Origin of the sequence: Paraburkholderia domus (genome assembly GCF_905220705.1) — a bacterium.
Taxonomy (GTDB): Bacteria; Pseudomonadota; Gammaproteobacteria; order Burkholderiales; family Burkholderiaceae; genus Paraburkholderia; species Paraburkholderia domus.
Map to the genome: position 1 here is coordinate 213,225 of NZ_CAJNAT010000007.1, position 26,943 is coordinate 240,167.

The 26,943-nt window shown below is 62.4% G+C and carries 25 protein-coding genes; 12 read left to right on the forward strand and 13 right to left on the reverse strand.

Annotated elements, in window-relative coordinates:
• Positions 1-811 precede the first annotated feature (811 nt).
• The 5 genes from mtgA to mpl form a co-directional block, all read right to left on the reverse strand.
• Positions 812-1,534, reverse strand: a complete 723-nt coding sequence (mtgA, locus tag KHO31_RS15780) for a monofunctional biosynthetic peptidoglycan transglycosylase (protein ID WP_201076688.1) — start codon at positions 1,532-1,534, stop codon at positions 812-814.
• A gap of 50 nt (positions 1,535-1,584) precedes the next feature.
• The gene (aroE, locus tag KHO31_RS15785) at positions 1,585-2,448 is read right to left on the reverse strand and encodes a shikimate dehydrogenase (RefSeq protein WP_211623681.1); all 864 of its coding nucleotides are present in this window, start codon (positions 2,446-2,448) and stop codon (positions 1,585-1,587) included.
• Positions 2,445-4,559, reverse strand: coding sequence for a ribonuclease catalytic domain-containing protein (locus KHO31_RS15790; protein WP_211623682.1), 2,115 nt, complete (start codon positions 4,557-4,559; stop codon positions 2,445-2,447). The genes aroE and KHO31_RS15790 overlap by 4 nt, the downstream gene beginning before the upstream one ends.
• Before the next feature lie 177 nt (positions 4,560-4,736).
• Positions 4,737-5,339: a YqiA/YcfP family alpha/beta fold hydrolase gene (locus KHO31_RS15795; RefSeq protein WP_201076694.1), complete on the reverse strand. Its 603-nt coding sequence runs from the start codon at positions 5,337-5,339 to the stop codon at positions 4,737-4,739.
• Positions 5,336-6,730 (reverse strand): UDP-N-acetylmuramate:L-alanyl-gamma-D-glutamyl-meso-diaminopimelate ligase, encoded by a 1,395-nt coding sequence (gene mpl, locus KHO31_RS15800; protein ID WP_201076696.1) that lies wholly within the window; start codon positions 6,728-6,730, stop codon positions 5,336-5,338. The genes KHO31_RS15795 and mpl overlap by 4 nt, the downstream gene beginning before the upstream one ends.
• 213 nt (positions 6,731-6,943) lie before the next feature.
• Between mpl and KHO31_RS15805 the strand changes: the two genes are divergently transcribed.
• The 10 genes from KHO31_RS15805 (at position 6,944) to KHO31_RS15850 (ending at position 15,194) form a co-directional block, all read left to right on the forward strand.
• Positions 6,944-7,597, forward strand: a complete 654-nt coding sequence (locus KHO31_RS15805) for a UDP-N-acetylmuramate--alanine ligase (RefSeq protein WP_201076698.1) — start codon at positions 6,944-6,946, stop codon at positions 7,595-7,597.
• A gap of 11 nt (positions 7,598-7,608) precedes the next feature.
• Positions 7,609-8,157 carry a TlpA family protein disulfide reductase gene (locus KHO31_RS15810; RefSeq protein WP_211623684.1) on the forward strand — a complete coding sequence of 183 codons (549 nt, stop codon included), beginning with the start codon at positions 7,609-7,611 and terminating at the stop codon, positions 8,155-8,157.
• A gap of 194 nt (positions 8,158-8,351) precedes the next feature.
• Positions 8,352-8,807: a type II 3-dehydroquinate dehydratase gene (gene aroQ / locus KHO31_RS15815; RefSeq protein ID WP_030100935.1), complete on the forward strand. Its 456-nt coding sequence runs from the start codon at positions 8,352-8,354 to the stop codon at positions 8,805-8,807.
• 69 nt (positions 8,808-8,876) lie between these two features.
• Positions 8,877-9,344: an acetyl-CoA carboxylase biotin carboxyl carrier protein gene (gene accB, locus KHO31_RS15820; protein ID WP_201076702.1), complete on the forward strand. Its 468-nt coding sequence runs from the start codon at positions 8,877-8,879 to the stop codon at positions 9,342-9,344.
• A 128-nt stretch (positions 9,345-9,472) separates the two neighbouring features.
• A complete protein-coding gene (gene accC, locus KHO31_RS15825) occupies positions 9,473-10,840 on the forward strand; it encodes an acetyl-CoA carboxylase biotin carboxylase subunit (protein ID WP_201076705.1) in 1,368 nt (455 codons plus the stop codon).
• A gap of 3 nt (positions 10,841-10,843) precedes the next feature.
• Complete coding sequence (gene prmA, locus KHO31_RS15830; protein ID WP_201140688.1) at positions 10,844-11,746, forward strand: 50S ribosomal protein L11 methyltransferase; 903 nt, start codon at positions 10,844-10,846, stop codon at positions 11,744-11,746.
• 47 nt (positions 11,747-11,793) lie between these two features.
• Entirely contained in the window at positions 11,794-13,083 is a 1,290-nt protein-coding gene (locus KHO31_RS15835) for a zinc-ribbon and DUF3426 domain-containing protein (protein WP_211623706.1), read from the forward strand.
• A gap of 73 nt (positions 13,084-13,156) precedes the next feature.
• Complete coding sequence (tpx, locus tag KHO31_RS15840) at positions 13,157-13,657, forward strand: thiol peroxidase (RefSeq protein WP_201076709.1); 501 nt, start codon at positions 13,157-13,159, stop codon at positions 13,655-13,657.
• 96 nt (positions 13,658-13,753) lie between these two features.
• Positions 13,754-14,692, forward strand: coding sequence for a carbohydrate kinase family protein (locus tag KHO31_RS15845; protein WP_211623686.1), 939 nt, complete (start codon positions 13,754-13,756; stop codon positions 14,690-14,692).
• Positions 14,693-14,717: 25 nt separating this feature from the next.
• Positions 14,718-15,194 carry an outer membrane lipoprotein gene (locus tag KHO31_RS15850; protein ID WP_201076721.1) on the forward strand — a complete coding sequence of 159 codons (477 nt, stop codon included), beginning with the start codon at positions 14,718-14,720 and terminating at the stop codon, positions 15,192-15,194.
• 480 nt (positions 15,195-15,674) lie between these two features.
• Here the strand turns inward: KHO31_RS15850 and KHO31_RS15855 are convergent, their stop codons facing one another.
• From KHO31_RS15855 to KHO31_RS15885, 7 genes are all read right to left on the reverse strand, one after another.
• A complete protein-coding gene (locus KHO31_RS15855) occupies positions 15,675-16,295 on the reverse strand; it encodes a histone H1-like DNA-binding protein (RefSeq protein WP_211623688.1) in 621 nt (206 codons plus the stop codon).
• A 30-nt stretch (positions 16,296-16,325) separates the two neighbouring features.
• Positions 16,326-16,652 (reverse strand): hypothetical protein, encoded by a 327-nt coding sequence (locus tag KHO31_RS15860; protein WP_201139215.1) that lies wholly within the window; start codon positions 16,650-16,652, stop codon positions 16,326-16,328.
• Between the two features lie 85 nt (positions 16,653-16,737).
• Entirely contained in the window at positions 16,738-17,970 is a 1,233-nt protein-coding gene (locus tag KHO31_RS15865) for a ribonucleotide-diphosphate reductase subunit beta (RefSeq protein WP_074282160.1), read from the reverse strand.
• Between the two features lie 689 nt (positions 17,971-18,659).
• Positions 18,660-21,656 carry a ribonucleoside-diphosphate reductase subunit alpha gene (locus KHO31_RS15870; RefSeq protein ID WP_211623690.1) on the reverse strand — a complete coding sequence of 999 codons (2,997 nt, stop codon included), beginning with the start codon at positions 21,654-21,656 and terminating at the stop codon, positions 18,660-18,662.
• 553 nt (positions 21,657-22,209) lie between these two features.
• Complete coding sequence (ampD, locus tag KHO31_RS15875) at positions 22,210-22,806, reverse strand: 1,6-anhydro-N-acetylmuramyl-L-alanine amidase AmpD (protein WP_201076732.1); 597 nt, start codon at positions 22,804-22,806, stop codon at positions 22,210-22,212.
• A complete protein-coding gene (locus tag KHO31_RS15880; protein WP_201076733.1) occupies positions 22,803-23,120 on the reverse strand; it encodes a PP0621 family protein in 318 nt (105 codons plus the stop codon). Before KHO31_RS15880 ends, ampD begins: the two co-directional genes overlap by 4 nt.
• Before the next feature lie 10 nt (positions 23,121-23,130).
• Positions 23,131-24,057 carry a cytochrome C assembly family protein gene (locus KHO31_RS15885; RefSeq protein ID WP_201076738.1) on the reverse strand — a complete coding sequence of 309 codons (927 nt, stop codon included), beginning with the start codon at positions 24,055-24,057 and terminating at the stop codon, positions 23,131-23,133.
• 81 nt (positions 24,058-24,138) lie between these two features.
• On the opposite strand from KHO31_RS15885, the gene ffh reads away from it, so the two are divergent.
• Both ffh and KHO31_RS15895 read left to right on the forward strand, forming a co-directional pair.
• The gene (ffh, locus tag KHO31_RS15890; RefSeq protein WP_074282155.1) at positions 24,139-25,506 is read left to right on the forward strand and encodes a signal recognition particle protein; all 1,368 of its coding nucleotides are present in this window, start codon (positions 24,139-24,141) and stop codon (positions 25,504-25,506) included.
• 143 nt (positions 25,507-25,649) lie between these two features.
• Positions 25,650-26,201: a hypoxanthine-guanine phosphoribosyltransferase gene (locus tag KHO31_RS15895; protein ID WP_120347512.1), complete on the forward strand. Its 552-nt coding sequence runs from the start codon at positions 25,650-25,652 to the stop codon at positions 26,199-26,201.
• 134 nt (positions 26,202-26,335) lie between these two features.
• Here the strand turns inward: KHO31_RS15895 and KHO31_RS15900 are convergent, their stop codons facing one another.
• Entirely contained in the window at positions 26,336-26,935 is a 600-nt protein-coding gene (locus tag KHO31_RS15900) for a MarC family protein (protein ID WP_201076740.1), read from the reverse strand.
• Positions 26,936-26,943 lie beyond the last annotated feature (8 nt).

Genomic DNA, 26,943 nt, shown 5'->3' on the forward strand with positions numbered 1-26,943 from the left:
TAGGCAAAAGAAAGCAGCTCAAACCGCTAACTCTTAAGCAGGTCCCCCGGCTTGGAGGGGGCAGTGGTGCATCTGGAATCCGTGCCCTCGCACCCTCAACGTCAGTGACAAAGGGCTCATCAGCTCCCACTCCGCACTGCGTGCGTCGCGGATGGGTCTGCGAGGGAAACCCGGGGCTTTGGTTGGATGTGGTGGGGCCATCGGCTTCGCCTCGGCACGGACGGGACCGCCGGGAAACCATAGGCTGCGTTTGCGCAGAGCGGCCTTCGGCCGTGCCTCGGCGAGGCGCCAGAAAATGTATCTGGTTTGGGATGTGCCACTCGCCGCTTCGAGCGAGCGACAAGTCGTGGGAGCGCACGCAGGTGTGAATTCGCACTTCGAATGAAGCGCTGGCGCATTGCGGGAGTGTTGGTGATGCAACGACGAGTCACGGCGCCGAGTGGCGCGCGCGCCGGAAAACGAGCGGACGGTTCTATGAACTACGCCAGGCGATGCACGAGAAAAAGCGATGGTTTGGCGAAAGGCGCTTCGGCGCGCGTAGCGCCGCCGGAAGTATGACGCCTTTGTCACTGACGCTGAATGTGCGAGAACACAGATTCTAGATGCACCACTGCCCCCGCCAAGCCAGGGGACCCGCTTATGAGCTGGCGGTTTGAGCTGCTTTCTTTTGCCTACTTTTCTTTGCAGCAGGCAAAGAAAAGTAGGTGCCTGCCCCGCACAGGGGCGACGCTAATAGACCACTAACAAAGCAAGGAAAGGCCAACGCCATAGGCACACAGACAACACGCGCCGAACAGGCAAAAACCAAACCTTAATCGGGCAATTCCGCCGCCCCCATCCGCCGCGCAATCACGCGCGACCGCTGAGCCAGATACCCTGAGCCCCTGTGCTCATCAAAATACTTAGGCTGCGGCAGCATCACCGCCAGCCGGGCCGACTGCCCAGCAGTCAATTTAGCAGCCGAAGTCTTGTAGTAATAATGCGCGGCCGCCTCAGCGCCATAAACCCCATTCCCCCACTCAACGGAATTGAGATAGATCTCAAAGATCCGCTGCTTATCCATCAGGGTCTCGAGCATCCACGTGATGATCAATTCCTGGCCCTTACGGATATAACTCTTCTCACGAGACAGAAACAGATTGCGCGCCAGCTGCTGGGTAATCGTCGACCCGCCGCGAACGATCTTGCCCTTGGCCTTATTCCGCTCCCACGCCTGCAAAATGGCGTCCGTCTCATAGCCATTGTTATTCACGAAGTTCGCGTCTTCGGAGGCGATAATCGCCCGCTTCAGATTGTGCGAAATCTGCTCGTACGGCACCCACGTATGCTGCACCGAAAGATCAGGCCGATCCTGCGACAACCGCCACGCATCCGACCGCATAAAAGCGGTCGACTGGGGATTCACGTAATTCCACACCGCGATCTGCGCGAAGTAAAACGCCTGCGTCGCAAGCCACGCAATCGCCACCACGGTGCCCAGATAAAACATCCATCGCACCGGACCTGGCCGGCTCGCGCGCCGCGTTGCTGTCATCGTGGTTTGAGTCCTCGAGTCGGTGAGTTCCGGGGGTCTAAAGCCGCCGTCTACGGGTGCGGCGGCGCCGTCAACAACGCTCGCAATTCAGCCAGCACCGGTGCGCCGTCGGGCCGCACGCCTCGCCACACGTAAAACGATTCGGCTGCCTGCTCGACCAGCATGCCAAGGCCATCGGCGCCGCGCGCTCCCAGCTTCTGCGCGTGTTCCATAAACACCGTCGGATGCGCGCCGTACATCATGTCGTAAGCGAGCGTACCGCTGCCGAACGCGCGGTCGTCACATTCGGGCAACGAAGCATCCAGACTGCCCGCCGTCGCGTTGACGATCACGTCGTACTCGCCGGCTTCGATCGCTCGCGCGCTGCCGCCACTCAGACGACAAGCGGCGGCGCGCGCAGCCTGCGCGAACTGGTCGACGAGCGCTTCGGCCTTCGCCGCCGTACGGTTGACGATCGTCAGCGTATGCGGCGCGCGGTCCAGCATCGGCAGCACGACGCCGCGCGCAGCGCCGCCCGCACCGAGCAACAAAATCCGTGCGCCCTTCAACGACACACCGAGATTCACTTCGATATCACGCACCAGACCGAAGCCGTCCGTGTTGTCACCGTAGACTCCGCCCGCGTCGAACCGCAGGGTGTTCACTGCGCCCGCCGCCGCCGCGCGCGGCGACAGCGTGCTGGCGAATGCGTGCGCGTCGAGCTTGAACGGCACCGTCACGTTCAGGCCGCGACCGCCTGCGTCGATAAAAGCACGCACATGCGGCACGAAAGCATCCACCGGCGCGAGCAGGTGACCGTATTCGATCGGCTCGCCGGTTTGCGCGGCAAAGCGGCCATGAATGAACGGCGATTTGCTATGGCCGACCGGATTACCGATGACCGCGTAGCGGTCACGTGAATCATTGACGCTCATCGTCCCGGCTCCGCGGCATGCTGCTGATCGGCTGTCGCGTCGGTCGCGCCAGCGGCATTCTCGGCATCGCCCGGCTCAGCCGCACCGCCGTCGAGGTCGGCTTCCGCCTGAGCCTCGGCTTCACCTTCGGCACTTTCTTCCGCCACGTCGATGATTTCCTCTTCACCCTCGTCGGCTTCTTCAGCTTCGCTGCCGCTCGTCACGATGGGCGCGTCGAGCACGTGCAGCAGGCGCACGGATGCTTCGACGGTCAGTTCGTCGATCGACATCACTTCCATCTGCAAGCGCGTACCTCGTGCGTGCACGCCGAGACCCGGCACATGCAGCAGAAGTGGAATCTCTTCGAGGCGCACAAGATCGCCCTTCACCACCGATGCCACCACCTGCTTCCTGTTCTCCTGCTTCAGCCAGCGCAGGCACCAGAAGTACTCCATGCGGCGCTGGTGATCGGCATACGCCGTGTAGGTGTCGTCGAAACCTTGCACGACGGCGAACAGATCGGCGTCCTTCGGCTTGAACGGCGCGGCGAGTTTCGCGGTCACGCCATGCTGCACGCAGGCGAGCAACTGCCACTGGTTCACGAGGTCGACGTAACGGCGCAGCGGCGACGTGCTCCACGCATATTGCGTGACGCCTAAGCCTTCGTGCGGCGCCGCATTGGTCTGCATACGGGTGCGTTTCGGCCCGGTCGGCGCGCCGAACGCGCGCTGCGAACGATAGATGCCCGGCACGCCGTGGTCGTGCAGGAACGCACCCCACGACGAGTTGGCGAGAATCGCGAGTTCCGCGACAATCGTATCGAGCGGCGACCCGCGCCGGCGCGGCGTGATCGTGATGTGCTCGCCTTCCACGTAGAAGTTGAAATCGGTGTTGCGCTGCACTTCGCGGCGCAGGCCGTAACCGGCGCGCGCGGTCTGACGCTTTTCGAACAACGCCTGCGCGAACGGCCACAGCACGGCGATGTCTTCCTTGTGCGGATATTCGCCGGTGCCGGCGGCAAGCGCCTCTTCAGTGACCAGTTCATCCAGCGTGTTGTGGCGCAGATTGTTCTTCACAAACACGCGCTCGGCGCGCGTTTCGCTCGCCACGATTTCCTGCGTCTCGCGGTTGATGATCACATACAGCGACAGAGCGGGCCGCAAGCCACCCTCAGCCAGCGTGAACGCTTCGACGACGCTATCGGGCAGCATCGTGATCTTGTCGCCCGGCATATAGACGGTCGACAAACGCGTGCGCGCGATCGCATCGACATCGTCGCCACGCGCGATGCCGAGCGCCGGCGCGGCGATGTGCACGCCAATCCGCACGCGGCCGTCGGCCAGATGCTCGACCGAAAACGCATCGTCGATCTCCGTTGTGGTGATGTCGTCGATCGAGAACGCCTCGACATCGGCTTCCGGTAGATCTTCCGGCAACGCGCCGACCGTCACCGGCGGGAAACCGGTGCCGTGCGGGAAAAACTCGGAGAGGAATTTCGCCTCGTGCAACGCACGTGCCGAAGGAATACCGCCGCATTCAAGCATCAGCCGCGCCTGCGAGATACCGCGTGCCGCGGCCGCGCCTTCGAGCGCCTTGTATTCGATCGTGTTCTTGTCCGGCCTGGTGAGCAAAGCCAGCGCCTTGCTGCCGCTGAAGCCTTCCGGCAGACGGCCTGCCTTCAGTTCATCTTCGTACCCGGCTTGCACCAGTGCCTGCTGGCGCTTGCGCTCCAGCCCGGCGAGCGCCATCTTGAGCTGCTCCTGCGGCGCACGCTGGTACATGCCGCGGCCCTTGCGGCGGAAGTACACCGGTGCGCCGTGCATGCGCAGCACCAGCGCCGCGCGCTCGATCGAACCGAACGATTCGCCGAAGTACTCGGCGCCCAGCGCGGCGAACGGGAATTCGTCATCCGGCGCGCATTCCCACAGGAAGTCCAGATCGATGTCCTGCGCGGCGGCGTCCGCCTGTTGCATCAACTCGCCTGCGGTCGGCTTTTCGAATTCGATCAGCACATCTTTCGCGCGCACTTTGGCGCGCCGGCCGCCCGGCAACTCGACCTGGAAAGCATCGCCCTGACGCGACAGCACGCTGCCCGCCTTGAAACTGCCCGATTCCTCGAAGAAAACGTTCACTCAATACTCTCGTTCTGACTTGCATCTGCCGGCGCGCCCGATTGGGTTCAGCTATCGGTCACTGCGTGCGCGGCACGGCAACGTGTTCGTGGTAGTGGATCCGCGGCGCGATACGCGCGCGCCGGCGGCATGAATCTGGTGATCCGCAACGGCCTCGCTGCAGGATCGTCGGCACTGTCAGGCCGCCTCGCGCGGCGCCGGCGGCTCGACGTCTTCGGCATCGCAAAAGGCCAGCACCTCGTCGACGTACTGTGCGAATTCGCTGATCGCGTGGTCACTCCCTTCGATCAGCGTAGTGCGCGCGCCCGGATAGTGCGCAAGCATTTCGCGGTAATCGAGCACTTCGTCACCGGTCGCGGCCATCAAATAATAGCGTTCGGGCCGCGTGATCGACGCGACGCCAAGCGCGCGCAGCTCGTCCAGATGATGCGGTTCGACCGTGATGCTGCCGCCGCCGTGCCATAACGGCTGCTCGCCGAGATAGGCGCTCAGGTCGCGTTGCGGCACGACCGCCGGGTTCAGCAGCACCGCCGGCCAGCCGTGTTTCTCGGCGAGGTACGTGGCGAAGTAGCCGCCGAGCGAACTGCCGATCACCGTCACGTTTTTTGGTTTCGCGGCCGCCACCAGCGATTCGGCGAGCGCAACGGTCTCGAGCGGCGAGACCGGCAGCATCGGGCAGCACCATTCGTCGCTGCGGCCCAGTTCGACGAGGCGAGCCGCCAGCACGCGCGCCTTGAACGAATTGGGTGACGAGCGGAAACCGTGCAAATAGAGAATCACGACGTGCCTCGCACGGAAAGTGCGTCGAGCAGCTTCTGATGCACGCCGCCGAAGCCGCCGTTGCTCATGACCAGAATCTGGTCGCCGGGGCGCGCTGCGTGAACCACCGCTTTGACCAGCGCGTCGAGATTGTCGAAAGCCTGCGCTTTGCCGCCGAGCGGCGCGAGCGCTTCGCCGAGATCCCAGCCGAGTGCGTCGCGGCCAGCCGGCGCGCCGTAGCCGAATACCAGGTCGGCGTCGGCCAGACTAGCCGGCAGTTGCGCCTTCATCACGCCGAGCTTCATGGTGTTCGAGCGCGGCTCAAGCACGGCAAGGATTCGCGTGTTTTCGTGGCCGACGCGCGCCCGCAGTCCAGCCACCGTGGTCTCGATCGCCGTGGGGTGATGCGCGAAATCGTCGTAGACGGTCACGCCGTCGACGCTGCCGCGCACTTCCATGCGGCGCTTCACGTTCCGGAAACTCGCCAGCGACTTCGCGGCTTGCGCCGGCGGCACGCCGACGTGGCGCGCCGCGGCGATCGCGGCCAGCGCGTTCATGCGGTTGTGCTCGCCCTGCACCTGCCACTCGACTACGCCGACGCGCTCGCTGTTGTGATACACGGCGAAACGCTCGTCGACCGGCACGCCGTCTTCCGCCGGCAAGGTTTCCCAGCCCCCTTGCACACCGAACCGCTCGACTTCGCTCCAGCAGCCGCGTGTCAGTACGCGCTCCAGCGCGTCTTCACGACCATTCGTGACGATCCGGCCGATGCCCGGCACGGTGCGGATCAGATGATGGAATTGCGTCTCGATCGCCGCCAGATCCGGGAAAATGTCGGCGTGATCGAACTCGAGGTTGTTCAGGACGGCGGTTTTCGGCCGGTAGTGGACGAACTTCGAGCGCTTGTCGAAGAAGGCCGTGTCGTACTCGTCGGCCTCGATCACGAAGAAGCTGGAATCCGTCAGCCGCGCCGACACGCCAAAATTCAGCGGTACGCCGCCGATCAGGAAGCCCGGATTGAGACCCGCGTCTTCGAGCAGCCAGGTCAGCATCGAACTGGTGGTGGTCTTGCCATGCGTGCCGGCCACCGCCAGCACCCACTTGCCGTTCAGCACATGCTCGCCGAGCCACTGCGGACCGGAAACATAAGGCAGGCCACGATCGAGGATCGCTTCCATCAGCGGGTTGCCGCGTGAGACCACATTGCCGATCACGAACAGGTCGGCGTTGAGGCCGTTCAACTGCTCAGCGTCATAACCTTCGATCAGACGAATGCCTTGCGCCTCGAGCTGCGTGCTCATCGGCGGATAGACGCCGGCATCGCAGCCCGTCACGGTGTGACCCGCGCCGCGCGCGAGGACCGCGAGACCGCCCATAAACGTGCCGCAGATACCGAGGATGTGGATGTGCATAAGCCTGTCGTGCCGCGCGGGCGTATTTTTGCGAGGGATGGGGGTGCAGAGGAGCGGTCGAAACGACCGTCCACAAAGGACGCTATTGTAACCGACGCCTTCCCATCGCCCTATGAACGGAGCCGCCAGGGTGGCCGCCCGCCTCGCCCACGTCAGGCACCCTGTGCGAACCGCCCAGAAAGGGCTGACATCAATCTCTAGTATGATTGAGAGATGGTTCGCAAATCACATTTCGATCCGCAGCGCGTGCGCGAGGAAATCGCCATCGCGGCTGCCCGGATGATCGCTGAAGACGGTCTGGACTACGCAACGGCCAAGCGTAAAGCGGCACGGCAGGTAGTCGGCGAGAGCCGTGTCGCCGGCGAATGGCTGCCGGATAACGATCAGATCGAAGAAGAAATCCGTGAATATCAGTCACTTTTCCAAGGCGACAGCCAGCCGGCGCTGTTGCGGCGGCTACGCCGCATTGCGATCGACTGGATGGAGCGGCTCGCGCCGTTCAATCCTTATCTGACCGGCGCGGTGCTCGGCGGCACTGCCGGTGAACACTCAGATATTCACCTTCAGGTGTTCTGCGACAATCCGAAAGAAGTCGCGATCTACTTCCTGAACGCCAACATCCAGTACGACGTTTCGGAAACGCGGCATTTTGCCGGTCGCGGCTATGTCGAGACACTGAGCTTCCTCTGGCGCCCCACGAATGAAGGGCGCGATGCGGAGCCGGCCGGCGTCCACGTGGCCCTGTACGAAACCGACGACTTGCGCGGCGCGGTCCGGGCCGACGCGCGCGGCCGCACTGCGCGGGCAAATCAGCAGGCGGTCCAGGCGCTCCTCGACAGCAGCAACGTCACCCCTTCAACTAATTAGACAGACCTGGAATGAACACGAGACGGATTCTGGCAGGCGCGCTGGTCGCGATCGCCGCTGCGGGCGGCGGGGTGCTGGCCAATCATTGGCTGAACGGCAGTCCGGAAGTCGCCCACGCGGCGCAGCCCGGTTCCACGCAAAGCGCCGTCGAGCAACTTTGGGGCGCACCCGTTACGAACGTCGAGGGCAAGCCGCAATCGCTAAGTTTGCTTAAAGGTCACCCAATCGTCGTCAATTTCTGGGCGTCGTGGTGCGGACCGTGTGTCGAAGAAATGCCCGCTCTTTCGCAACTTCAGCGCGAATATGCGAAGAAAGGGATCCAGTTCGTGGGACTTGGCGTCGATTCGGATAAAAACGTCCAGGCATTCCTGCAGAAGGTGAAAGTAGCCTATCCGGTCTATGTGACCGGGTTCGGCGGCGCCGACCTCGCGCGCGCGTTCGGCAATGCTGCCGGCGGCCTGCCCTTTACCGTCGTAATTGACGCAAATGGCAACGTTCGCTCGACAAAATTAGGGCAAATCGACCCGCAAGCGCTGAAACAGACGCTCGACGCGCTCTAAATTTCACATTCTTTTGACGATCAGATAGGGGCAAAAGGCGCAAAAATGCGCGCAATTTGCCTAAATTTGAGAGAAGATGGTCGCCCAGAGAAGCGGCGAAAGGTCGCCGACATCGTTCCGAACGCGCAGGAAACTAGACAAGTTTCTCTAATCAGCGCTAAAGTGCGCCCAATTCCACGGAAAAAGAAGCGACCATGACGCGACTGCTGGTACTGCACGGCCCCAACCTCAACCTTCTCGGCACCCGGGAACCTGAGGTCTACGGCCGAGTGACGTTGCCGCAGATCGATCAGGCGCTGGCGGACCGCGCAGCGGACGCCGGCGTCGAACTCGCGTCGTTCCAGAGCAATCATGAAGGTGCTCTCGTCGATCGCATCCAATCCGCCCGGACTGAGAAAACCGATTTCATACTGATCAATCCCGCCGCGTACACGCACACCAGCGTGGCCATTCGGGACGCACTGGCGGGGGTCGGCATCCCGTTCGTCGAGATTCATCTGTCGAACGTACATCGCCGCGAACCGTTCCGGCATCACTCGTATTTCTCCGACCAGGCAGAGGGCGTGATTTGCGGCCTCGGCTGGAAGGGGTATATGTACGCGCTCGAATTCGCGCTCGACCGGCTGTCCGCCGGCTCGTCGCGCGGCTGATTCCAAACACGTCTAATTTGCGCCGGCTGCGTATGCGCCGGCACTTTACGCATTGAAAGGGGCTTCCTGATGGATCTACGTAAACTGAAAACTCTGATCGACCTCGTCTCGGAGTCCGGTATTTCCGAACTCGAAGTGACTGAAGGCGAAGGCAAGGTCCGCATCGTCAAGAATGCGCCGCCGGTTTACGTGCAACCGTCCGCTTCGTATGCTCCGCAATACGCCCAGCCGGCACCGATGGTAGGCGGCGAAGCGCCGGCAGCAGCAGGCGCCCCGGCTGCGCCGGCCGTCGCCGCGCCGCAAGGCCACGTGGTGACCTCGCCGATGGTCGGCACCTTCTACCGCGCACCGTCGCCGGGCGCCGAACCGTTCGTCCAGGTCGGCGACACGGTCAAGGAAGGCCAGACGATCTGCATCATCGAAGCGATGAAGCTGCTCAACGAAATCGAGTCGGACAAGTCCGGTGTGGTCAAGGAAATCCTCGTCGACAACGGCCAGGCGGTCGAGTACGGCCAACCGTTGTTCGTGGTCGGCTAACGCGGCACGCTTTGCGCTTTATTGCGCCTGCCGCCCGTGCGCCTGCCCTCCCGGGGCGCGCGGCCGATCCTCTGAGGCTGCCTGCGTTGTGATCAACCCGGCGCCCATTGATGAGTCGAAAACCCGCTATGTTTGAAAAAATCCTTATTGCCAATCGTGGCGAGATCGCGCTTCGTATCCAGCGCGCCTGCCGCGAACTCGGCGTCAAGACCGTCGTCGTCTATTCGGAAGCCGACAAGGAAGCCAAGTACGTGAAGCTCGCCGACGAGGCGGTCTGTATCGGCCCGGCGCCTTCGAATCTGAGCTACCTGAACATGCCGGCGCTGATCAGCGCGGCGGAAGTGACGGACGCCGAAGCGATCCACCCCGGCTACGGCTTCCTGTCGGAAAACGCTGACTTCGCCGAGCGTGTCGAGCAGTCCGGCTTCACCTTCATCGGCCCGCGCCCGGAAACGATCCGGATGATGGGCGACAAGGTGACCGCCAAGCAGACCATGATCAAGACCGGCGTGCCCTGCGTGCCGGGTTCTGAAGGCGCGTTGCCCGACGATCCGAAAGAGATCGTGAAAATTGCCCGCCAGGTCGGCTATCCGGTCATCATCAAGGCCGCTGGCGGCGGCGGTGGCCGCGGCATGCGCGTGGTCCACACCGAAGCGGCGCTGGTCAACGCGGTCAACATGACGCGCGAAGAAGCCGGCCGTGCATTCGGCAACCCGCAGGTCTACATGGAGAAATTCCTGGAGAACCCGCGGCACATCGAAATCCAGATCCTGTCCGACTCGTTCAAGAACGCGATCTGGCTGGGCGAGCGCGATTGCTCGATGCAGCGCCGTCACCAGAAAGTGATCGAAGAGGCGCCGGCACCGGGCATCGCGCGCCGCCTGATCGACCGTATCGGCGATCGCTGCGCGGACGCCTGCAAGAAGATGGGCTACCTCGGCGCGGGCACGTTCGAATTCCTGTACGAAAACGGCGAGTTCTACTTCATTGAAATGAACACGCGCGTGCAGGTCGAGCATCCGGTGACCGAACTGATCACCGGCGTCGACATCGTGCAGGAACAGATCCGCATCGCCGCGGGCGAGAAGCTCGCCTTCCGCCAGCGCGACATCGTATTCAAGGGCCATGCGATCGAATGCCGGATCAACGCGGAAGATCCGTTCAAGTTCACGCCGTCGCCGGGACGTTTGACGTCTTGGCACATGCCGGGCGGCCCTGGCATTCGCGTCGATTCGCACGCCTACAATGGCTATTTCGTGCCGCCGAACTATGATTCGATGATCGGCAAGCTGATTGCTTACGGCGCGACGCGCGAGCAGGCAATCAAACGGATGCGCATCGCACTGTCGGAAATGGTCGTTGAAGGCATTTCGACCAACATCCCGCTGCACCGCGAGTTGATGCTGGACGCGAAGTTCGTCGAAGGCGGCACCAGCATTCACTACCTCGAAAACCGGCTGGCCGCGAAGCAGCAGGCTGCACCGGAAGAAGCGTAAGTCATGAGTTACCGGGAATTGATCGCCGAATTGGCACGCGAGCACGCGGAGGAGTTCTCCGACGCGCTGCTCGAGTTGGGTGCGCTGTCCGTATCGGTTGAAGATGCGGACGCCGACACGCCCGACGAACAGCCGTTGTTCGGCGAGCCCGGTCTCACGCCGGATCGCACAGCGTGGCAGCGTTCGCGCGTGATCGCGTTGCTCGCGCCGGAACACGAGCCAGCGGTGCTGCTCACCGCTGCGGCCAATGAGGTGGGGCTGGAAACTGCACCATCGTTTTCCGTGCGTGAAGTCGAAGAGCAGGATTGGGTCCGTCTCACACAATCTCAATTCGATCCGATTCCGATCGGCGAGCGCATCTGGGTCGTTCCCTCGTGGCACGATGCACCGGACCCTGACGCACTCGTGCTTGAACTCGACCCTGGCCTCGCATTCGGAACCGGCAGCCATCCCACTACACGTCTGTGTATGGAATGGCTGGAGCAATCGGTGAAGCCGGAGCAGTCCGTGCTCGACTACGGCTGCGGCTCGGGTATCCTCGCGATCCTCGCGAAGAAGTGCGGTGCCAATCCGGTGTACGGCATCGATATCGACCCGCAAGCGGTCGAATCGGCGCGTCACAACAGCGAGCGCAACCGGGCGGAAGTCACGTACGGTTTGCCCGACGAATGCCCCACAGGCGAGTTCGATATCGTGGTCGCCAATATTCTGTCCAATCCGCTCAAGCTGATGGCGTCGATGCTGTCGTCGAAGGTCAAGCCGGGCGGCCGGATCGCGCTGTCAGGCATTCTGGCGCGCCAGGCGGACGAAGTGGCGCAGGTCTATGCACGATGGATCGACATCGGCATATGGCGCGAACACGAAGGTTGGGTATGTCTAACGGGAACACGCCGCGAAAGCCATTAGAATAAGGCGTATTGTCCAACCAACAGCCTTCGGCTTACCGGCTCAATATGCTCCTGGCGACGCGTTGCCCCTTCTGCGAAACCGTCTTCCGCCTGCAACCGGCGCAGCTCGCGCTGCGCCGCGGCCTCGTGCGCTGCGGGCATTGCCATGAAGTATTCGACGCATCGAGCAGCCTGTTCGAAGTGAACGAAGGCGGCGACTTCTCCACCGCCAAGCCGGTTGCCGCGGCCGCGGCGATCGAGGCTTTGTCCGGCGTACGCCCCAAAGGCCCTGATTTCAGCGCCGAAGCATGGGACCCGTGGGCACCGGCGCCCGACGCCGCTATCGACAATCGTCTGCTTCACAACGCCAGCAATCTGCCGCTTACGCCAGTCTCCACCGGCGCAGGGGTCGCGGTCACGCCGCGCCATGCTACCGAGCCGGAACTGCCGGCGAGCGCCTTCACCGCGCCCATTCCTCCCGACGACGAACCCATTCTCGCAGACGTCCCTGCAGACGCCCCGCTGGAGCCTTTCGCTCGTCAGGCCAATGCGCCTGCGGAGGGCGCGCCGCGGGTCTGGCACAAGACTGAGCGTCCTTCTGAACATCTTGCTGACGCTGAAGAGCCCGTTCTGAACGAGCCGGCCACCTTGCATGGGATTCCGGACAATGAACCGCATTTTGGTGCGGCCGGCTCAGACGGGGGCGCCTCAGGCGCGGCCGGAACGAGTGGCTTGGGCGCAGGCAGCGGCACGAGCACGGCCGGCCTTGCCGCAGCCACATTGGGATCAAGCGGCGAACCCTTCGCGGTTCAGCCGGTGCATGACGGCGTCGATCCCTTCCCGGTGGTGCGTGAAACTCGCGCGGCCGAACCGCGCCACCTCGGCTGGATCATCTTCGGCTCGGTGGTCACAGCGCTGCTGGTTATCGCCCTGCTCGCGCAACTCGCCTGGTGGCAGCGTGAAACGGTGCAGGTCAACTTCCCACGTTCGCAGACGCTGTATGTAAAGGTCTGCGCGCAGCTCGGCTGCCAGATCACGCCGCCGCACGACATCGACGGTTTGCAGGTCGAACCGTCCGATCTGCGACAAATCGACGGCCCGCACAAGCTGGAATTGAAGATGCCGCTGCGCAACCGCTTCAATGTTGCGCTGGCCTACCCCGCCATCGAACTCACGCTGCTCGACGACCAGAACAATGTCGCCGTGCGCCGCATACTGTGGCCGCAAGACTACGTCGCACCCGGCACGCCGATCGCGGCCGGCCTGCCGGCGCACACGACCCAGACCATGATCGTCCATCTCGACACGGGCAATGCGGTCGCATCCAATTTCCGCGTACAGATTTTTTATCCGTAACGCATCCTCGCGCGCCCGGCACTGACCGGGCGTGTTCACCGTCATTACTGACGAATTTTCGGAGCACGACAACATGAGTCAAGTTACGCTGGGTGGCAACCCGATCGAAGTAGCCGGCACGTTCCCGAGCGTGGGCCAGAGTGCCCCCGCCTTCTCGCTGGTCGGTAAGGATCTGAAGCCGCTGTCGCTTGCCGACTTCGCCGGCAAGCGCAAGGTGCTGAACATCGTCCCGAGCCTCGACACGCCGACCTGTGCCACGTCGACCCGCAAGTTCAACGAAGCCGCAGCCAAGCTGAGCAATACGGCTGTGATCGTCGTGTCGGGTGACCTGCCGTTCGCCGCATCGCGCTTCTGCACGACCGAAGGCATCGAAAACGTCGTGACAGCGTCCACGTTCCGCGGCCATGAGTTCGCGCAAGCCTATGGCGTCGACGTGACGAGCGGCCCGCTGACGGGCCTGACGGCACGCGCTGTGGTGGTCGTCGACGAAAACGACAAGGTTGTGCACGCTGAGCTGGTTGGCGAAATCAAGAATGAGCCGAACTACGACGCAGCACTCGCCGCGCTGAAGTAACACCTGCGCGCACGAACCCCGGCGCCGCGCTTCATGCGCGGCGCTGTCACGTCGTCGCGCGTATTTTCTTTATCGATTTTTACAGGAACGCTCGCCTTGGCTACGCTGATTTGCGGTTCGCTCGCCTACGACAACATCATGACCTTCGAAGGCCGCTTTCGGGATCACATCCTGCCGGAGCAGGTTCACATCCTCAACGTGAGCTTCCTCGTGCCGACGATGCGCCGCGAGTTCGGCGGCTGCGCGGGCAACATCGCCTACTCGTTGCATCTGCTGGGTGGCAACGCGCGCATCATGGGGACGCTCGGCGCGATCGACGCGCAGCTCTACATGGACCGCTTCAAGCAACTCGGCCTGTCGACGGAAAGCGTGCTCGTGGTGCCGAACACCCACTCCGCCCAGGCGATGATCACCACCGACCTGGAAAACAATCAGATCACCGCGTTCCATCCGGGCGCGATGATGCAGTCTCATTTGAATCGCGCCAGTGAAGCGACGGGCATCACGCTCGGCATCGTCGGGCCCGACGGCTACGACGGCATGATCCAGCATTCCGAGCACCTGGCAGCGGCCGGCGTGCCGTTTATCTTCGATCCGGGTCAAGGTTTGCCGCTGTTCGACGGTGAGTCGCTGCGTCGCATGATTGAACTTGCTACTTACCTGGCTGTCAACGATTACGAAGCCAAACTGGTGAGCAACAAAACGGGTTGGTCGATCGAAGAGATCGCCGGCAAGGTCGAGGCGCTGATTATCACGCTCGGCGAACAAGGCGCGCAGATCCATCACGCCGGCGGCGTCGAAGAGATTCCGGCAGTCAAGGCACGGCAAGTGCTCGATCCTACAGGCTGCGGCGACGCGTTCCGCGGCGGCCTGTTGTACGGCATCGAGAACAAGCTTGGCTGGGCAACCACCGGGCGTCTGGCGAGCCTGATGGGCGCGCTGAAGATCGAACACCAGGGCCCGCAAAACTACGCGCCCAGCCGGGCGGAGATCAACGAACGGTTCAAGCAGGCGTTCGGATACGACCTGCCGTAATACCGCAAGCTATTGGAGTTAGGGAATGAGAATAACGAGTCACCTGGTAGTGGCCGCTTTAATTGCCGGTTCGCTGGCCATGTCGGGGTGTGCGTACAACAGCAGCTCTGCAGACGTCTACACGGCGTCGCAGGCACAGCGCGAAGAGACGGTCCGCATGGGTACGGTCGACAGCGTTCGGGCCGTGAAGATCAGTTCGAACAACGGCCAGCCGAGCGGCTTGGGCGCGATCGGCGGCGGTGCGTTGGGCGCCGTAGCCGGCAGCGCGATCGGCGGTGGTCGCGGCTCGATCGTGACGGGCATCATCGGCGGCCTGGCTGGCGCGGTAGCAGGCAATGCGGTCGAGAACGGCGTCGCGGTACACGACGGTCTTGAGATCACCGTGCGACTCGATAACGGCGACATGCGTGCGATCACGCAAAGCGCCACCGGCGAAATCTTCCGCGCCGGCGAGCGCGTCCGCCTGCTCTCCAGCGGCGGCGTCACGCGCGTCACGCACTAAGTTTCCCCTCTCGCGCGGTCGCGCTTCACGCGCCACCGCGGCGACCTCAAACGCATGCCCTCCCCTGTGTCGACCGGAGTTAGCGCTTTAGCGGTTACTCCGGTCCCACGCAGCGCGTCGACCGGAGTTAGCGCTTTAGCGGTTACTCCGGTCCCATGCAGCGCGTCGACCGGAGTTAGCGCTTTAGCGGTTACTCCGGTCCCATGCAGCGTGTCGACCGGAGTTAGCGCTTTAGCGGTTACTCCGGTCCCATGCAACATGGTGGCGGTGCATGCGTTTTTTTTCGCCTGTCGGTTTTGAAGCCGCTCTTGAAGCCGCTCGTTGAAGCAGGCGCCTTCGTGAGACAAAAAAAATCCCGTCGCCAGAAATCCGGCAACGGGACCCTGACCGAGTAGCGCTCGGTCATGCTGCTTCAAGCGCTACTCGATCATCGACACAGGGTACGACGTGTCGAAGTACTTCTACAGCTTACCGGCCAAATTACGGACGGCTGCCCGTCGGGAACGGCCATGCCGCTGCCGGGTTCAGCGCGGTCTTCACCGTCGCCGCCGGTGCGCTCGAGACAGAAGTCGCAGCGGGTGCAGGAGCCGCCTTCTTGGCGACAGCCTTCTTCGCAGGAGCAGCCTTCTTCGCAGGAGCAGCGGCCTTCTTCGCGGCAGCCTTCTTGGCAGGCGCAGCCTTTTTAGCAGCAGCCTTTTTCGCAGGCGCAGCTTTCTTGGCAGCAGCCTTCTTAGCAGGCGCAGCCTTCTTAGCCGGTGCGGCCTTCTTTGCTGCGGCCTTCTTAGCCGGCGCTGCCTTCTTTGCTGCAACCTTCTTCACTGCGGCTTTCTTAGCCGGCGCTGCTTTCTTTGCCGGTGCGGCCTTCTTTGCTGCAACCTTCTTCACTGCGACTTTCTTGGCTGCAACCTTCTTGGCCGGAGCAGCTTTCTTCGCTGCAACCTTCTTAGCCGGTGCTGCCTTCTTCGCTGCAACCTTCTTCACTGCGACTTTCTTTGCAGCGACTTTCTTCGCCGGAGCGGCCTTCTTAGCCGGTGCAGCCTTCTTTGCTACAACCTTCTTGGCTGCGGGTTTCTTAGCTGCGGCTTTCTTAGCAGTTGCCATCATTTTCTCCTTCAGGTTTTCAGATGAGAGTCAGTTCAAACTACACCCTTCGTCAAAACCCGCTTCCCGCGGACGCTTCTCAGGGCGCGCGCTACGAAGCGGGCTATTCATCGGCGTACGCAGGTGCTGCGCGCTTACGCTAATGAATGCGGTAAGGCGCGCGGTGCCAATGGGCACCGCGCGCCAGATCAGGTCGATGCTGGATCTCAGCACCGGCAATTGCTTGATCGGGCCGCCGACGCTAACGCCAGCGGCTTTTTCCGGGGGGAAGTTTGCCCATCCCACTGAAGGGTTCGCAAAGTGCCAGCCATGTTTGTGGGCCGCGAAGGCACGCGGCGCACCGGGCACAATTTGCATCAGGCGGTTCTGCTCCTAACTAAATTGCCGCGGCCGAAGCCCGCCGGCATCCCCAAAATGAATGCATCTGCGACACGAACCCGGATCACTCCCAGGTCAGCGCGCCGCCAGTCTGATATTCGATCACTCGCGTCTCGAAGAAGTTGCGTTCCTTCTTCAGGTCGATCATCTCGCTCATCCACGGGAACGGGTTTTCCTCGTTCGGGTACAGCGGATCGAGACCGATCTGCTGGCAACGGCGGTTGCAGATGAAGCGCAGATAGCTCTTGAACATCGACGCATTGAGGCCGAGCACCCCGCGCGGCATCGTATCTTCTGCGTAACGATATTCAAGTTCGACCGCTTGCTGGAAGATCTCGCGGATTTCCGCGCGGAACTCAGCCGTCCAGAGTTGCGGGTTTTCGAGTTTGATCTGGTTGATCAGGTCGATGCCGAAGTTGCAGTGCATCGACTCGTCGCGCAGGATGTATTGGTACTGTTCCGCCGCGCCGGTCATCTTGTTCTGGCGGCCGAGCGCCAGGATTTGCGTAAAGCCGACGTAGAAGAACAGGCCTTCCATCACACAGGCGAACACGATCAGCGAGCGCAGCAGCGTCTGGTCGGTCTCGAGCGTGCCGGTCTTGAAGCCCGGATCGGTCAGCACGTTGATGTACGGAATCAGGAATTCGTCTTTCGCGCGGATCGAGGCAACCTCGTGATACGCGTTGAAGATCTCGCCTTCGTCGAGGCCCAGCGATTCGACGATGTACTGGTAAGCGTGCGTGTGAATCGCCTCTTCGAACGCCTGGCGCAGCAGGAACTGGCGGCATTCGGGCGCCGTGATGTGGCGGTAGGTGCCCAGCACGATGTTATTGGCGGCCAGCGAGTCAGCCGTCACGAAGAAGCCCAGGTTGCGCTTGACGATGCGGCGCTCGTCTTCGGTCAGACCGTTCGGGTCTTTCCAGAGGGCGATGTCGCGCGACATGTTCACTTCTTGCGGCATCCAGTGATTGGCACAACCAGCCAGATACTTTTCCCAAGCCCACTTGTATTTGAACGGCACCAACTGATTGACGTCGGTCTGGCCGTTGATGATGCGCTTGTCGGCGACATTGACCCGCGCTTCGGAAACCGCAGCCGTTCCGGCAGCGTGAGCAGCGGCAATGCCTTTTTCGAAAACGTCTTGAGACGCGAAGACGTTTCGGTCCGAGGGAGCGTGAGGAGCGGAACGCGTTCCGACTTGCGAACCGACAGCCGATCCCGCAGCGTTGCGCAACACATTCTGTTGCGTAGCGCTCGAGGGAGTTACGGCAGTGATCTCGTCATCCCAGTTGAGCATAAATGTCACCATCAATTTAGAACGGTTTGTACCATCTTTTCACGAGCGATAAAAGAGTTCGCTGATGAAAAATCCTGTTTTCGATTCGCGTTGCTACGTTCATACAACACTTTGTTCAACAGACTGTGTGTGTCGCCTCATGTGAAGCGTGTTGAACGAGTGTCGTCGAGGTGCTTCACGAGCTCGAAGAGCAACGTGTCGAAGCGACGTTTCGCTGCTCTATCTATCTGTATTGCGGAGTGTGCTTGCAGCGTTTTGCGATTGCTTCCTGCTGCCTCGCTGACGTGGCGGTTGCCTCGTGGTTACCGGTTCGTCAGTGCTAGCGAGGTGGAGTTCAATGCAATGTCGAGCGATGCATCTGGCCGGCTGTGTCGATCGATCTTCGGCCGGAGCGTTTGCTGAGCGCTTCATGTCGAGCGCTTCGTCTGTGCTGCCGATTGCTGACTGCGTCATCTACCACTTGCTTACCGCTTGTCTACCGCTTCACGACTTCAGTCGCTTGCCATGCTTCGCTGCTTTTCGATGAGCGGCGCAACGTCGATTTCGCTTCGCAGCGCCGCTCATCCATTTCACTTCTGCATCACTTCTATCAGGCTCGCTGATCGCTGCATGCGGGTCTTTACCTACAACCCTTAGTCAAGCAGCGATCCTGCTGCCTGCTTCGTGCTCGCCAGGCAATTGCCAGGCGCTTACTGACAAGCCTCGCACTCGTCGAAACCAGCATCGCCCGGACGCATCATGCACACCGGACCATCCGCTTCCGGCGCTGCTTCGACGACTGCTGACGTGGCCGCTGCAGCCTGAAAGCCGCCCGGCGTTGCGCCGCCTCCGTTCGCGCCGAAGCCACCCGCTGCGCCGCCTGCCGCGCCACCCGAACCTTCGCCTCCGCCCGAACTCACCGCGTTCAGTTGACCGTGCGCCACCGTCGACTTCTCGACGTGCGTCGCCGCCATCGTGCGGAGGTAGTAGGTCGTCTTCAGGCCGCGCACCCATGCGAGCTTGTAGATCTCGTCGAGCTTCTTACCCGACGCGCCGCCCATGTAAATGTTCAGCGACTGCGCCTGGTCGATCCACTTCTGACGACGCGACGCCGCCTCGACCAGCCACACCGGATCGAGTTCGAACGCAGTGGCGTAGATCGCGCGCAGGTCGGCCGGGATGCGGTCGATGCGCGACAGCGTGCCGTCGAAGTACTTCAGGTCGGCGACCATCACTTCGTCCCACAGACCGCGTTCCTTCAGGTCGCGCACCAGGTAGTCGTTGACCACCGTGAATTCGCCCGACAGATTCGACTTCACATACAGGTTCTGGAACGTCGGTTCGATACAGGCCGACACGCCGATGATGTTCGAGATGGTCGCCGTCGGTGCGATTGCGACGCAGTTCGAGTTGCGCATGCCGTAGGTGGCGATGCGCGAACGCAGTTCGGTCCAGTCCATCGACTCGCTCGAATCGACTTCGACGTAACCGCCGCGCGCTTCGGCCAGCAGCTTCACCGAGTCTTGCGGGAGGATGCCGCGATCCCACAGCGAGCCGCGGTAGCTCGAGTAACGGCCACGTTCCTGCGCCAGTTCCGTCGACGCGTAGTAAGCGTAGTAGCAGACCGCTTCCATCGACGTATCGGCGAACGCAACCGCCTCTTGCGACGCGTACGGCGTGCGCAGCAGGTGCAGGCAGTCCTGGAAGCCCATGATGCCCATGCCGACCGGGCGATGTTTCAGGTTCGAGTTACGTGCCTTGGCGACCGCGTAGTAGTTGATGTCGATCACGTTGTCGAGCATGCGCATCGCGACGCTGACGGTGCGCTTGAGCTTGTCGTGGTCGAGCGCCAAGGTGCCGTCGGCCTGTTCCTTCAGGTGAGCGACGAGGTTCACCGAGCCCAGGTTACAGACGGCGATTTCGGCGTCGCTGGTGTTCAGCGTGATTTCCGTGCACAGGTTCGACGAGTGGACGACGCCGACGTGCTGTTGCGGCGAGCGCACATTGCACGGATCCTTGAACGTGATCCACGGGTGGCCGGTTTCGAACAGCATGCCCAGCATCTTGCGCCACAGTTGCGCCGCCGGCAGCGTCTTGAACAGCTTGATCTCGCCGCGCGCGACCTTCTCTTCGTAAGCCGTGTAAGCCGTTTCAAATTCGGCGCCGAACTTGTCGTGCAGGTCCGGGCAGGTGGACGGCGAGAACAGCGTCCAGTCGCCGCCTTCCATCACGCGCTTCATGAACAGGTCGGGAATCCAGTTCGCCGTGTTCATGTCGTGGGTGCGGCGACGGTCGTCGCCGGTGTTCTTGCGCAGCTCGAGGAATTCCTCGATGTCCAGGTGCCACGTTTCCAGGTACGCGCAGACCGCGCCCTTGCGCTTGCCGCCCTGGTTGACCGCCACCGCCGTGTCGTTGACAACCTTCAGGAACGGCACCACGCCTTGCGACTTGCCGTTGGTGCCCTTGATGTGCGAACCGAGCGCACGCACGCGCGTCCAGTCATTGCCGAGGCCACCGGCGAACTTCGACAGCAGCGCGTTTTCTTTCAGCGCTTCGTAGATGCCGTCGAGGTCGTCGTCGACCGTGGTCAGGTAGCACGACGACAGTTGCGAGCGATGCGTGCCCGAGTTGAACAGCGTCGGCGTGGACGACATGAAGTCGAAGCTCGACAGGATGTTGTAGAACTCGATGGAGCGCGCTTCGCGGTCGATCTCGTTCAGCGACAGGCCCATTGCGACACGCATAAAGAATGCCTGCGGCATTTCGATCCGCACGCCGTCGTGATGCAGGAAGTAGCGGTCATACAGCGTTTGCAGACCGAGGTAGCCGAACTGCAGGTCGCGGCTGTTGTCGAGCGCCGCGCCCAGGCGCTTCAGGTCGAACTGCTGGAGCTTGTCGTCGAGCAGGCCGGCGCCGATGCCGCGCTTGATGAACTGCGGGAAGTACTCGGCATAGCGGTCGGCCATTTCCGTTTGCGTGACTTCCTCTTCGAGGATCTCGCGGCGGATCGTGTGCAGCAGGATGCGTGCGGTGACCTGGCTATATGCCGGGTCCTTTTCGATCATCGTGCGGGCAGCCAGAATCGCCGAGTCGTAGACCTGGCCCATCGGCACGCCGTCGTACAGATTCTTCACCGTTTCCGCGATGATCGGATCGGCGCTCACGGCGTCGCCCAGGTTCGAGCAAGCCAGTTCGATAATGCCGCGCAGCGCAGCCATGTCGAGCGGACGCGTCACGCCGTTGTCGGTGACGTTCAGACCCGGAGTGTTGGCGACGATCTGGTCGTCGTGACCGCGCGCCTGGGTGCGCTTCTCGCGATACAGCACGTAGGCACGCGCGACGTTGTGCTCGCCGCCGCGCATCAGCGCGAGTTCGACCTGATCCTGGATGTCTTCGATATGGAACGTGCCGCCGTTCGGGCGGCTGCGCACGAGCGCGCGCACCACGTTCTGCGTGAGTTGCTCGACCAGTTCGCGCACGCGAGCCGACGCCGCGCCTTGACCACCGTTGACGGCCAGAAATGCCTTCGTCACAGCGATGGCGATTTTCGACGGTTCGAACGACACCACGCTGCCGTTACGACGGATCACCTTGTAGTCGGCGTAGGTCACTTGCGGCGCGAGCGCTTGTGCGCCTTGTGCCTGGCTGAAAGCCTGGCCAGTCGGTGAGCCCTCATAGCGGGTCGTCGCGTTGTCGGTGGTTTGCATGTGCAAAGCTCCTGGTCTTGGAAATGTTGCGGAGAAAGCCGCGGATTAAAACGAACGCTGCGCCGCCGCGTGCGCAAGCGATGGGGTGCAGGAAAAAGGCCGGCAGAGCCGGGTGGCGGGATGCGACAGCGATGAAGCCTGGTTCGAATTGATAACGGTCTTCATCATGTGTGTCGCGATCACTTGCTATGCCCTTTTCCTGAATGTTTCTGGACGCTGCCGATTCTCTCTACCGGCCACGCCGCAGGAATATTTTTTCGCTGCCTGAAATGCTTGCGGCGCCATGCTCGGAGAGCGGACGCCGCTGACTTATGCACCCAGTTGTGCACTTGGTTATTCACATGGTTATGCACAACACAACACAAGATATAGTGCAAAACTGGATTTGTGGCACCAAGTATAGTGGAGATTCGAGACAGGTCAAATCGATTTATTTGCTTTCGAAGTCTTGACTTTTGCATCGCGTGGCGCGAATGCAGCGCGAAGCCGACTCCCCGGAGAACAAGGCGGCGCCTTGTTCTCCTCGCATCACGCGAACTCGCGCGAAGGGTCGTTACGGCGTTTTGGAAAACTTGAGATAGGGGAAGTACTGATCCGCTAACGCGGTGTCGCGCTGCAGACGCGGCCACTCGAAATGGGGACCTGGATCGGTCTTGCGGCCGGGGGCAATGTCCGAGTGACCGGCAAGCCCTTCGACCGGATAGCGGGCCTTGAGCGCCGTCACAAGTGCGCCGAGCGTGCGGTATTGGGCCGCTTCGAAAGCAGTCGTGTCACTGCCCTCCAGCTCGATGCCGATCGAGAAATCGTTGCAGCGTTCGCGGCCGAAAAAATTCGACGGGCCGGCGTGCCATGCGCGCTCGTTGCAGGACACAAATTGCTCGAGCGCGCCGTCGCGATGGATCACGAAGTGCGCCGACACCCGCACGCCGCGCAAATGCGCGTCGTAGTACGGGTGAGCGTCGCAGTCGAGCGTGTTCAGGAACAGTTCGGCGATCGCCGTGCCGCCGAACTCGTTCGGCGGCAGGCTGATGTTGTGGACGACGATCAGCGTCGGCACAGCCCCTTCGGGCCGTGCTTCGAAATTCGGCGATGGCAGTTTGCGTGCGGCGGCGACCCAACCGTCGGCATCGACGGCGAACTCGACGCTCATCGAGCGTCGCGGCCCGTGGGTCGCGCGCCGTGACGCTGTGCGTGCGCGGCGCTGCAGAATGGCTGCCCGCCTACCACCACGGAGTCGCTCTTCGGCGCGTGCACGCCGCACTCGGCACAACGGATCATCGGCTCGGCGAGCTGCGGCTGCGCTTGCGCCGAGGCGGCCCCACGCGCGCCACCATTCGGGCCGCTCTGGCCTTTTGCATCGGCGCCTCCCGTGCGTTGCGACGCTTGCGCGTCATGACGACGAAGCGCCTTGACCAGCCATTGGCCGACGATGAACAACAGGATCAGCAGAAAAATTTGTCGCATAGCAGGGGACTCACACTACAGCACGGTGCAACAGCACCTCGAATACAAAACGGCTGCCGACGTACGCCAGCAACAGCGCGACGAACGACGCCAGCACCCAGCGCAATGCCGCACGGCCGCGCCAGCCGGAAACCTTGCGCGCGGTCAGCAGCGCGCCGAACATCACCCAGGAAAGAATCGCGAAGACAGTCTTGTGATCGAGCTGCAATGCGCGGTCAACCAACTGCTCGCTGAACATGATGCCCGAGAGCAGCGTCAGCGTGAGCAGCACGAAACCGGCGCCGATCAGACGGAACAGCAGTTTTTCCAGTGTCAGCAGCGGCGGCAAGGTATCGAGCCAGCTCGACAGCCAGCCGTTGCCCGCCGCAGCCGCATTCCGTTGCGCCGCACCGCCGCGCATTGCGTGCAGACGCCGCTCGACCAGCAGCATCAGGATCGCGTGCAGCGCCGCGATCGCGAACAAACCGTACGCAATATTGGCGATCAGGAAGTGCAGCTTGAACATCGGCGCAGCCGAATACGGCAGCACGCGCACGCCGTTGAAGGCCAGCGGCAATAAAGAAGCGACGAAGGCAAGCGGCAACACCAGAAGGCGCAGCCCGTCGAGCGGAAAGAAAAAGCTCTCGATCCAGTAGATGCCGGCGCCGAGCCAGAACATGGCCGACAACGCGAACGCGAAACCGAACACCATCGCGTTTTGCGGGAAGATGGTGGTATGCAGCAGCACGCCGTGGGCGAGCAGCGCGACGAACAGCAGCGCGCGGCCCGGCGTGCTCATGCCCGAGGCGGCCGACGAGGCCGGCATGCCCGCGGCGACAGGCACCGGCGGCACGCTCTCGAGCATGGGGCGCACGGCGGCGTGCCGGTGCGAGCGCCAGCCAGCCACGGCGAGACCACCGTAGAGGAGCGCAGTGAGGGCATACAGTACAATATCCATATTCGAAGTTTACACTAGGCCCCTGCTCCGCGACGTCTCCCGCATCGCGCCCCGCTCCGGCCGCACTGTTCATCGCTCCCCATGCTCGACAATCTGACTCAACGGATGGCGCGCGTCGTCAAGACGCTGCGCGGCGAAGCCCGGCTCACCGAGGCGAACACCCAGGAAATGCTGCGCGAAGTGCGCCTCGCGCTCCTCGAGGCGGACGTGGCGCTGCCCGTCGTGCGCGAGTTCATCGCCAAGGTGAAGGAAAAGGCGCTCGGCGAGGAGGTCATCAGCAGCCTGTCGCCGGGTCAGGCGCTGGTCGGCGTGGTGCAGCGCGAGCTGACCGCGATCATTGGCGGCGACTATGAAGGCAAGGCGGTCGAGCTCAATCTCGCCGTCACGCCGCCGGCCGTCATCCTGATGGCGGGTCTGCAAGGCGCCGGTAAGACGACCACCGTCGGCAAGCTCGCCAAGCTCCTGCGCGAAAAATACAAGAAGAAGGTCCTGACCGTTTCCTGCGACGTTTACCGCCCGGCTGCTATTGCGCAGTTGAAGATGGTGACCGAGCAGGTGGGCGCGGACTTCTTCCCATCGGAACCGGATCAGAAACCGGTCGATATCGCGATCGCCGCGGTGGACTGGGCCAAGCGCCACTACCACGACGTGCTGCTGGTCGACACGGCCGGCCGTCTGGGTATCGACGAAGCGATGATGGCCGAAATCACCGCGCTGCACAGTACGCTGAAGCCGGCGGAAACGCTGTTCGTGGTCGACGCGATGCTTGGTCAGGATGCGGTCAACACCGCGAAGGCCTTTAGCGACGCATTGCCACTCACCGGCGTCGTCCTCACCAAGCTCGACGGCGATTCGCGCGGCGGTGCCGCGCTCTCCGTGCGCCACGTGACGGGCAAGCCGATCAAGTTCGTCGGTGTCGCCGAAAAGCTCGACGGTCTCGAAGTCTTCTATCCGGATCGCATGGCGAACCGGATTCTCGGCATGGGCGACATTCTCGCCCTCGTCGAGGAAGCGCAACGCGGCGTCGATGTCCAGGCCGCGCAGAAGCTCGCCGACAAGGTCAAGAAAGGCGGCGACTTCGATCTGAACGATTTCCGCGCACAGCTCACGCAAATGAAGGGTATGGGTGGCCTGTCGTCGCTGATGGACAAGCTGCCGGCCCAGTTCCAGCAAGCAGCCGCCGGTGCCGACATGGGCCAGGCCGAAAAACAGATGCGCCGCATGGAAGGCATCATCAATTCGATGACGCCGCTGGAACGCGCCAAGCCCGACCTGATCAAGGCCACCCGTAAGCGCCGCATCGCCGCCGGTGCGGGTGTACAGGTGCAGGAAGTCAACCGCATGCTGAATCAGTACGACCAGATGCGCACGATGATGAAGAAGCTGAAGGGCGGCAATCTGCAGAAGATGATGCGCGGCATGAAGGGCATGATGCCCGGCATGCGCTAAGCTTTAGCAAGACGGCGGCGCGCGTGCTTCCATGCACGAAGAACGGCACGCGCGGCTGACTCCGGATTTGTGCGGGTTTATTCTGTACCGCACGCCGCCGTTCTCACCCACACTATGTATACAGTTACCGCCCGTCAGACGTCATGAACCGCGAAGAAGCTCTCCACATTTTTAGCCACTCCGAAGAAATCGTTTCGGCCGACGACGTCAACGCGTCGATCAGTGGCATGGCCACTGCCATCCGCAACGAAATGAGCGAGGATTTCCCGCTCGTGCTGTCGGTGATGGGCGGCGCGGCGGTGTTCACCGGCATGCTGCTGCCGCACCTCGATTTCCCGCTTGAGTTCGACTACATCCACCTGACCCGCTACCGCAACACCACCAAGGGCGGCAACGAGATGCAGTGGCGCGTGGCGCCGGCTGAGTCGGTGAAAGATCGCGTCGTGCTGGTGCTCGACGACATCCTCGACGAAGGCGAGACGATGGCCGCGATCCGCGACCGCATTCTCGCGATGGGTGCGAAGCGCTTCCTGAGCGCGGTGCTGTGCGAGAAGATCATTCCGAAGGCGAAGCCGCTGCGTCCGGATTACTGCGGTTTCGAAGTACCGGACCGCTACGTGTTCGGTTGCGGGATGGACGCCAAGGGCTACTGGCGCAACCTGCCGACGATTCGGGCGTTGACCGAGGGCGCTTAAGCCTTGGTCGCTTTAGCCGCGCCATTCACGGCGCGCATCGGCGTAAAAAAAGCGGCCCGCGGGCCGCTTTTTGTTTGTCAGGCTTGTTGATAGCACTACTGCGCTGCTGCGCTGTCCACCGCCTTGGATCTCACTCAAAGTTGATGCACAAAAGAGCGGATACCGCCGAGCATCATTTCGACCGAGATCGCCACCAGCACCAATCCCATCAGCCGTTCGAAGGCCATCATCGCGCGCTCGCCGAGCCACGCCTGAATGCGCTCCGCCAGCATCAATACGATCGCGCAGACGACCATCGTGACGGTCAGCGCGCCGATCCACTCGAACATCTTGCCGGGCGCCTGCGACGTCAGCAGCATCACCGTCGCGAGCGCCGACGGTCCCGCCAGCGCCGGAATGGCGAGCGGCACGATAAGCGGCTCGCCGCCCCGCGTGTCGCCGCCGAACGGACCGTCCGGGTGCGGGAACACCATTCTGAGCGCGATCAGAAACAGCACGATCCCGCCGCCGATGCGCAACGACTGGTCGGTCAGACTCATCATGCGCAAAAAGCCATCGCCGACCACCATGAAGACCAGCAGAATCGCGAAGGCGATCGCCACCTCACGGAGAATGACGATCGTGCGCCGCTTCGGCGACACGGTCCGCAGGCAACTGACAAAGAGCGGAATATTGCCGAGCGGGTCCGTGATCAGAATCAGCAGGATGGTCGCGGACAGGAAGGTGTACTCCACCGTCCGCT

Bases quoted from the DNA above. Each gene is read 5' to 3' on its own strand.
- ffh (WP_074282155.1), top strand. From the start codon at position 24,139: ATGCTCGACAATCTGACTCAACGGATGGCGCGCGTCGTCAAGACGCTG.
- tpx (WP_201076709.1), top strand. From the start codon at position 13,157: ATGAGTCAAGTTACGCTGGGTGGCAACCCGATCGAAGTAGCCGGCACG.
- mtgA (WP_201076688.1), bottom strand. From the start codon at position 1,534: ATGACAGCAACGCGGCGCGCGAGCCGGCCAGGTCCGGTGCGATGGATG.
- KHO31_RS15860 (WP_201139215.1), bottom strand. From the start codon at position 16,652: ATGCAAATTGTGCCCGGTGCGCCGCGTGCCTTCGCGGCCCACAAACAT.
- KHO31_RS15850 (WP_201076721.1), top strand. From the start codon at position 14,718: ATGAGAATAACGAGTCACCTGGTAGTGGCCGCTTTAATTGCCGGTTCG.
- KHO31_RS15855 (WP_211623688.1), bottom strand. From the start codon at position 16,295: ATGGCAACTGCTAAGAAAGCCGCAGCTAAGAAACCCGCAGCCAAGAAG.
- KHO31_RS15895 (WP_120347512.1), top strand. From the start codon at position 25,650: ATGAACCGCGAAGAAGCTCTCCACATTTTTAGCCACTCCGAAGAAATC.
- accB (WP_201076702.1), top strand. From the start codon at position 8,877: ATGGATCTACGTAAACTGAAAACTCTGATCGACCTCGTCTCGGAGTCC.
- KHO31_RS15835 (WP_211623706.1), top strand. From the start codon at position 11,794: ATGCTCCTGGCGACGCGTTGCCCCTTCTGCGAAACCGTCTTCCGCCTG.
- aroE (WP_211623681.1), bottom strand. From the start codon at position 2,448: ATGAGCGTCAATGATTCACGTGACCGCTACGCGGTCATCGGTAATCCG.
- ampD (WP_201076732.1), bottom strand. From the start codon at position 22,806: ATGAGCGTCGAGTTCGCCGTCGATGCCGACGGTTGGGTCGCCGCCGCA.
- aroQ (WP_030100935.1), top strand. From the start codon at position 8,352: ATGACGCGACTGCTGGTACTGCACGGCCCCAACCTCAACCTTCTCGGC.
- KHO31_RS15810 (WP_211623684.1), top strand. From the start codon at position 7,609: ATGAACACGAGACGGATTCTGGCAGGCGCGCTGGTCGCGATCGCCGCT.
- KHO31_RS15880 (WP_201076733.1), bottom strand. From the start codon at position 23,120: ATGCGACAAATTTTTCTGCTGATCCTGTTGTTCATCGTCGGCCAATGG.
- prmA (WP_201140688.1), top strand. From the start codon at position 10,844: ATGAGTTACCGGGAATTGATCGCCGAATTGGCACGCGAGCACGCGGAG.
- accC (WP_201076705.1), top strand. From the start codon at position 9,473: ATGTTTGAAAAAATCCTTATTGCCAATCGTGGCGAGATCGCGCTTCGT.
- KHO31_RS15865 (WP_074282160.1), bottom strand. From the start codon at position 17,970: ATGCTCAACTGGGATGACGAGATCACTGCCGTAACTCCCTCGAGCGCT.
- KHO31_RS15885 (WP_201076738.1), bottom strand. From the start codon at position 24,057: ATGGATATTGTACTGTATGCCCTCACTGCGCTCCTCTACGGTGGTCTC.
- mpl (WP_201076696.1), bottom strand. From the start codon at position 6,730: ATGCACATCCACATCCTCGGTATCTGCGGCACGTTTATGGGCGGTCTC.
- KHO31_RS15805 (WP_201076698.1), top strand. From the start codon at position 6,944: ATGGTTCGCAAATCACATTTCGATCCGCAGCGCGTGCGCGAGGAAATC.
- KHO31_RS15870 (WP_211623690.1), bottom strand. From the start codon at position 21,656: ATGCAAACCACCGACAACGCGACGACCCGCTATGAGGGCTCACCGACT.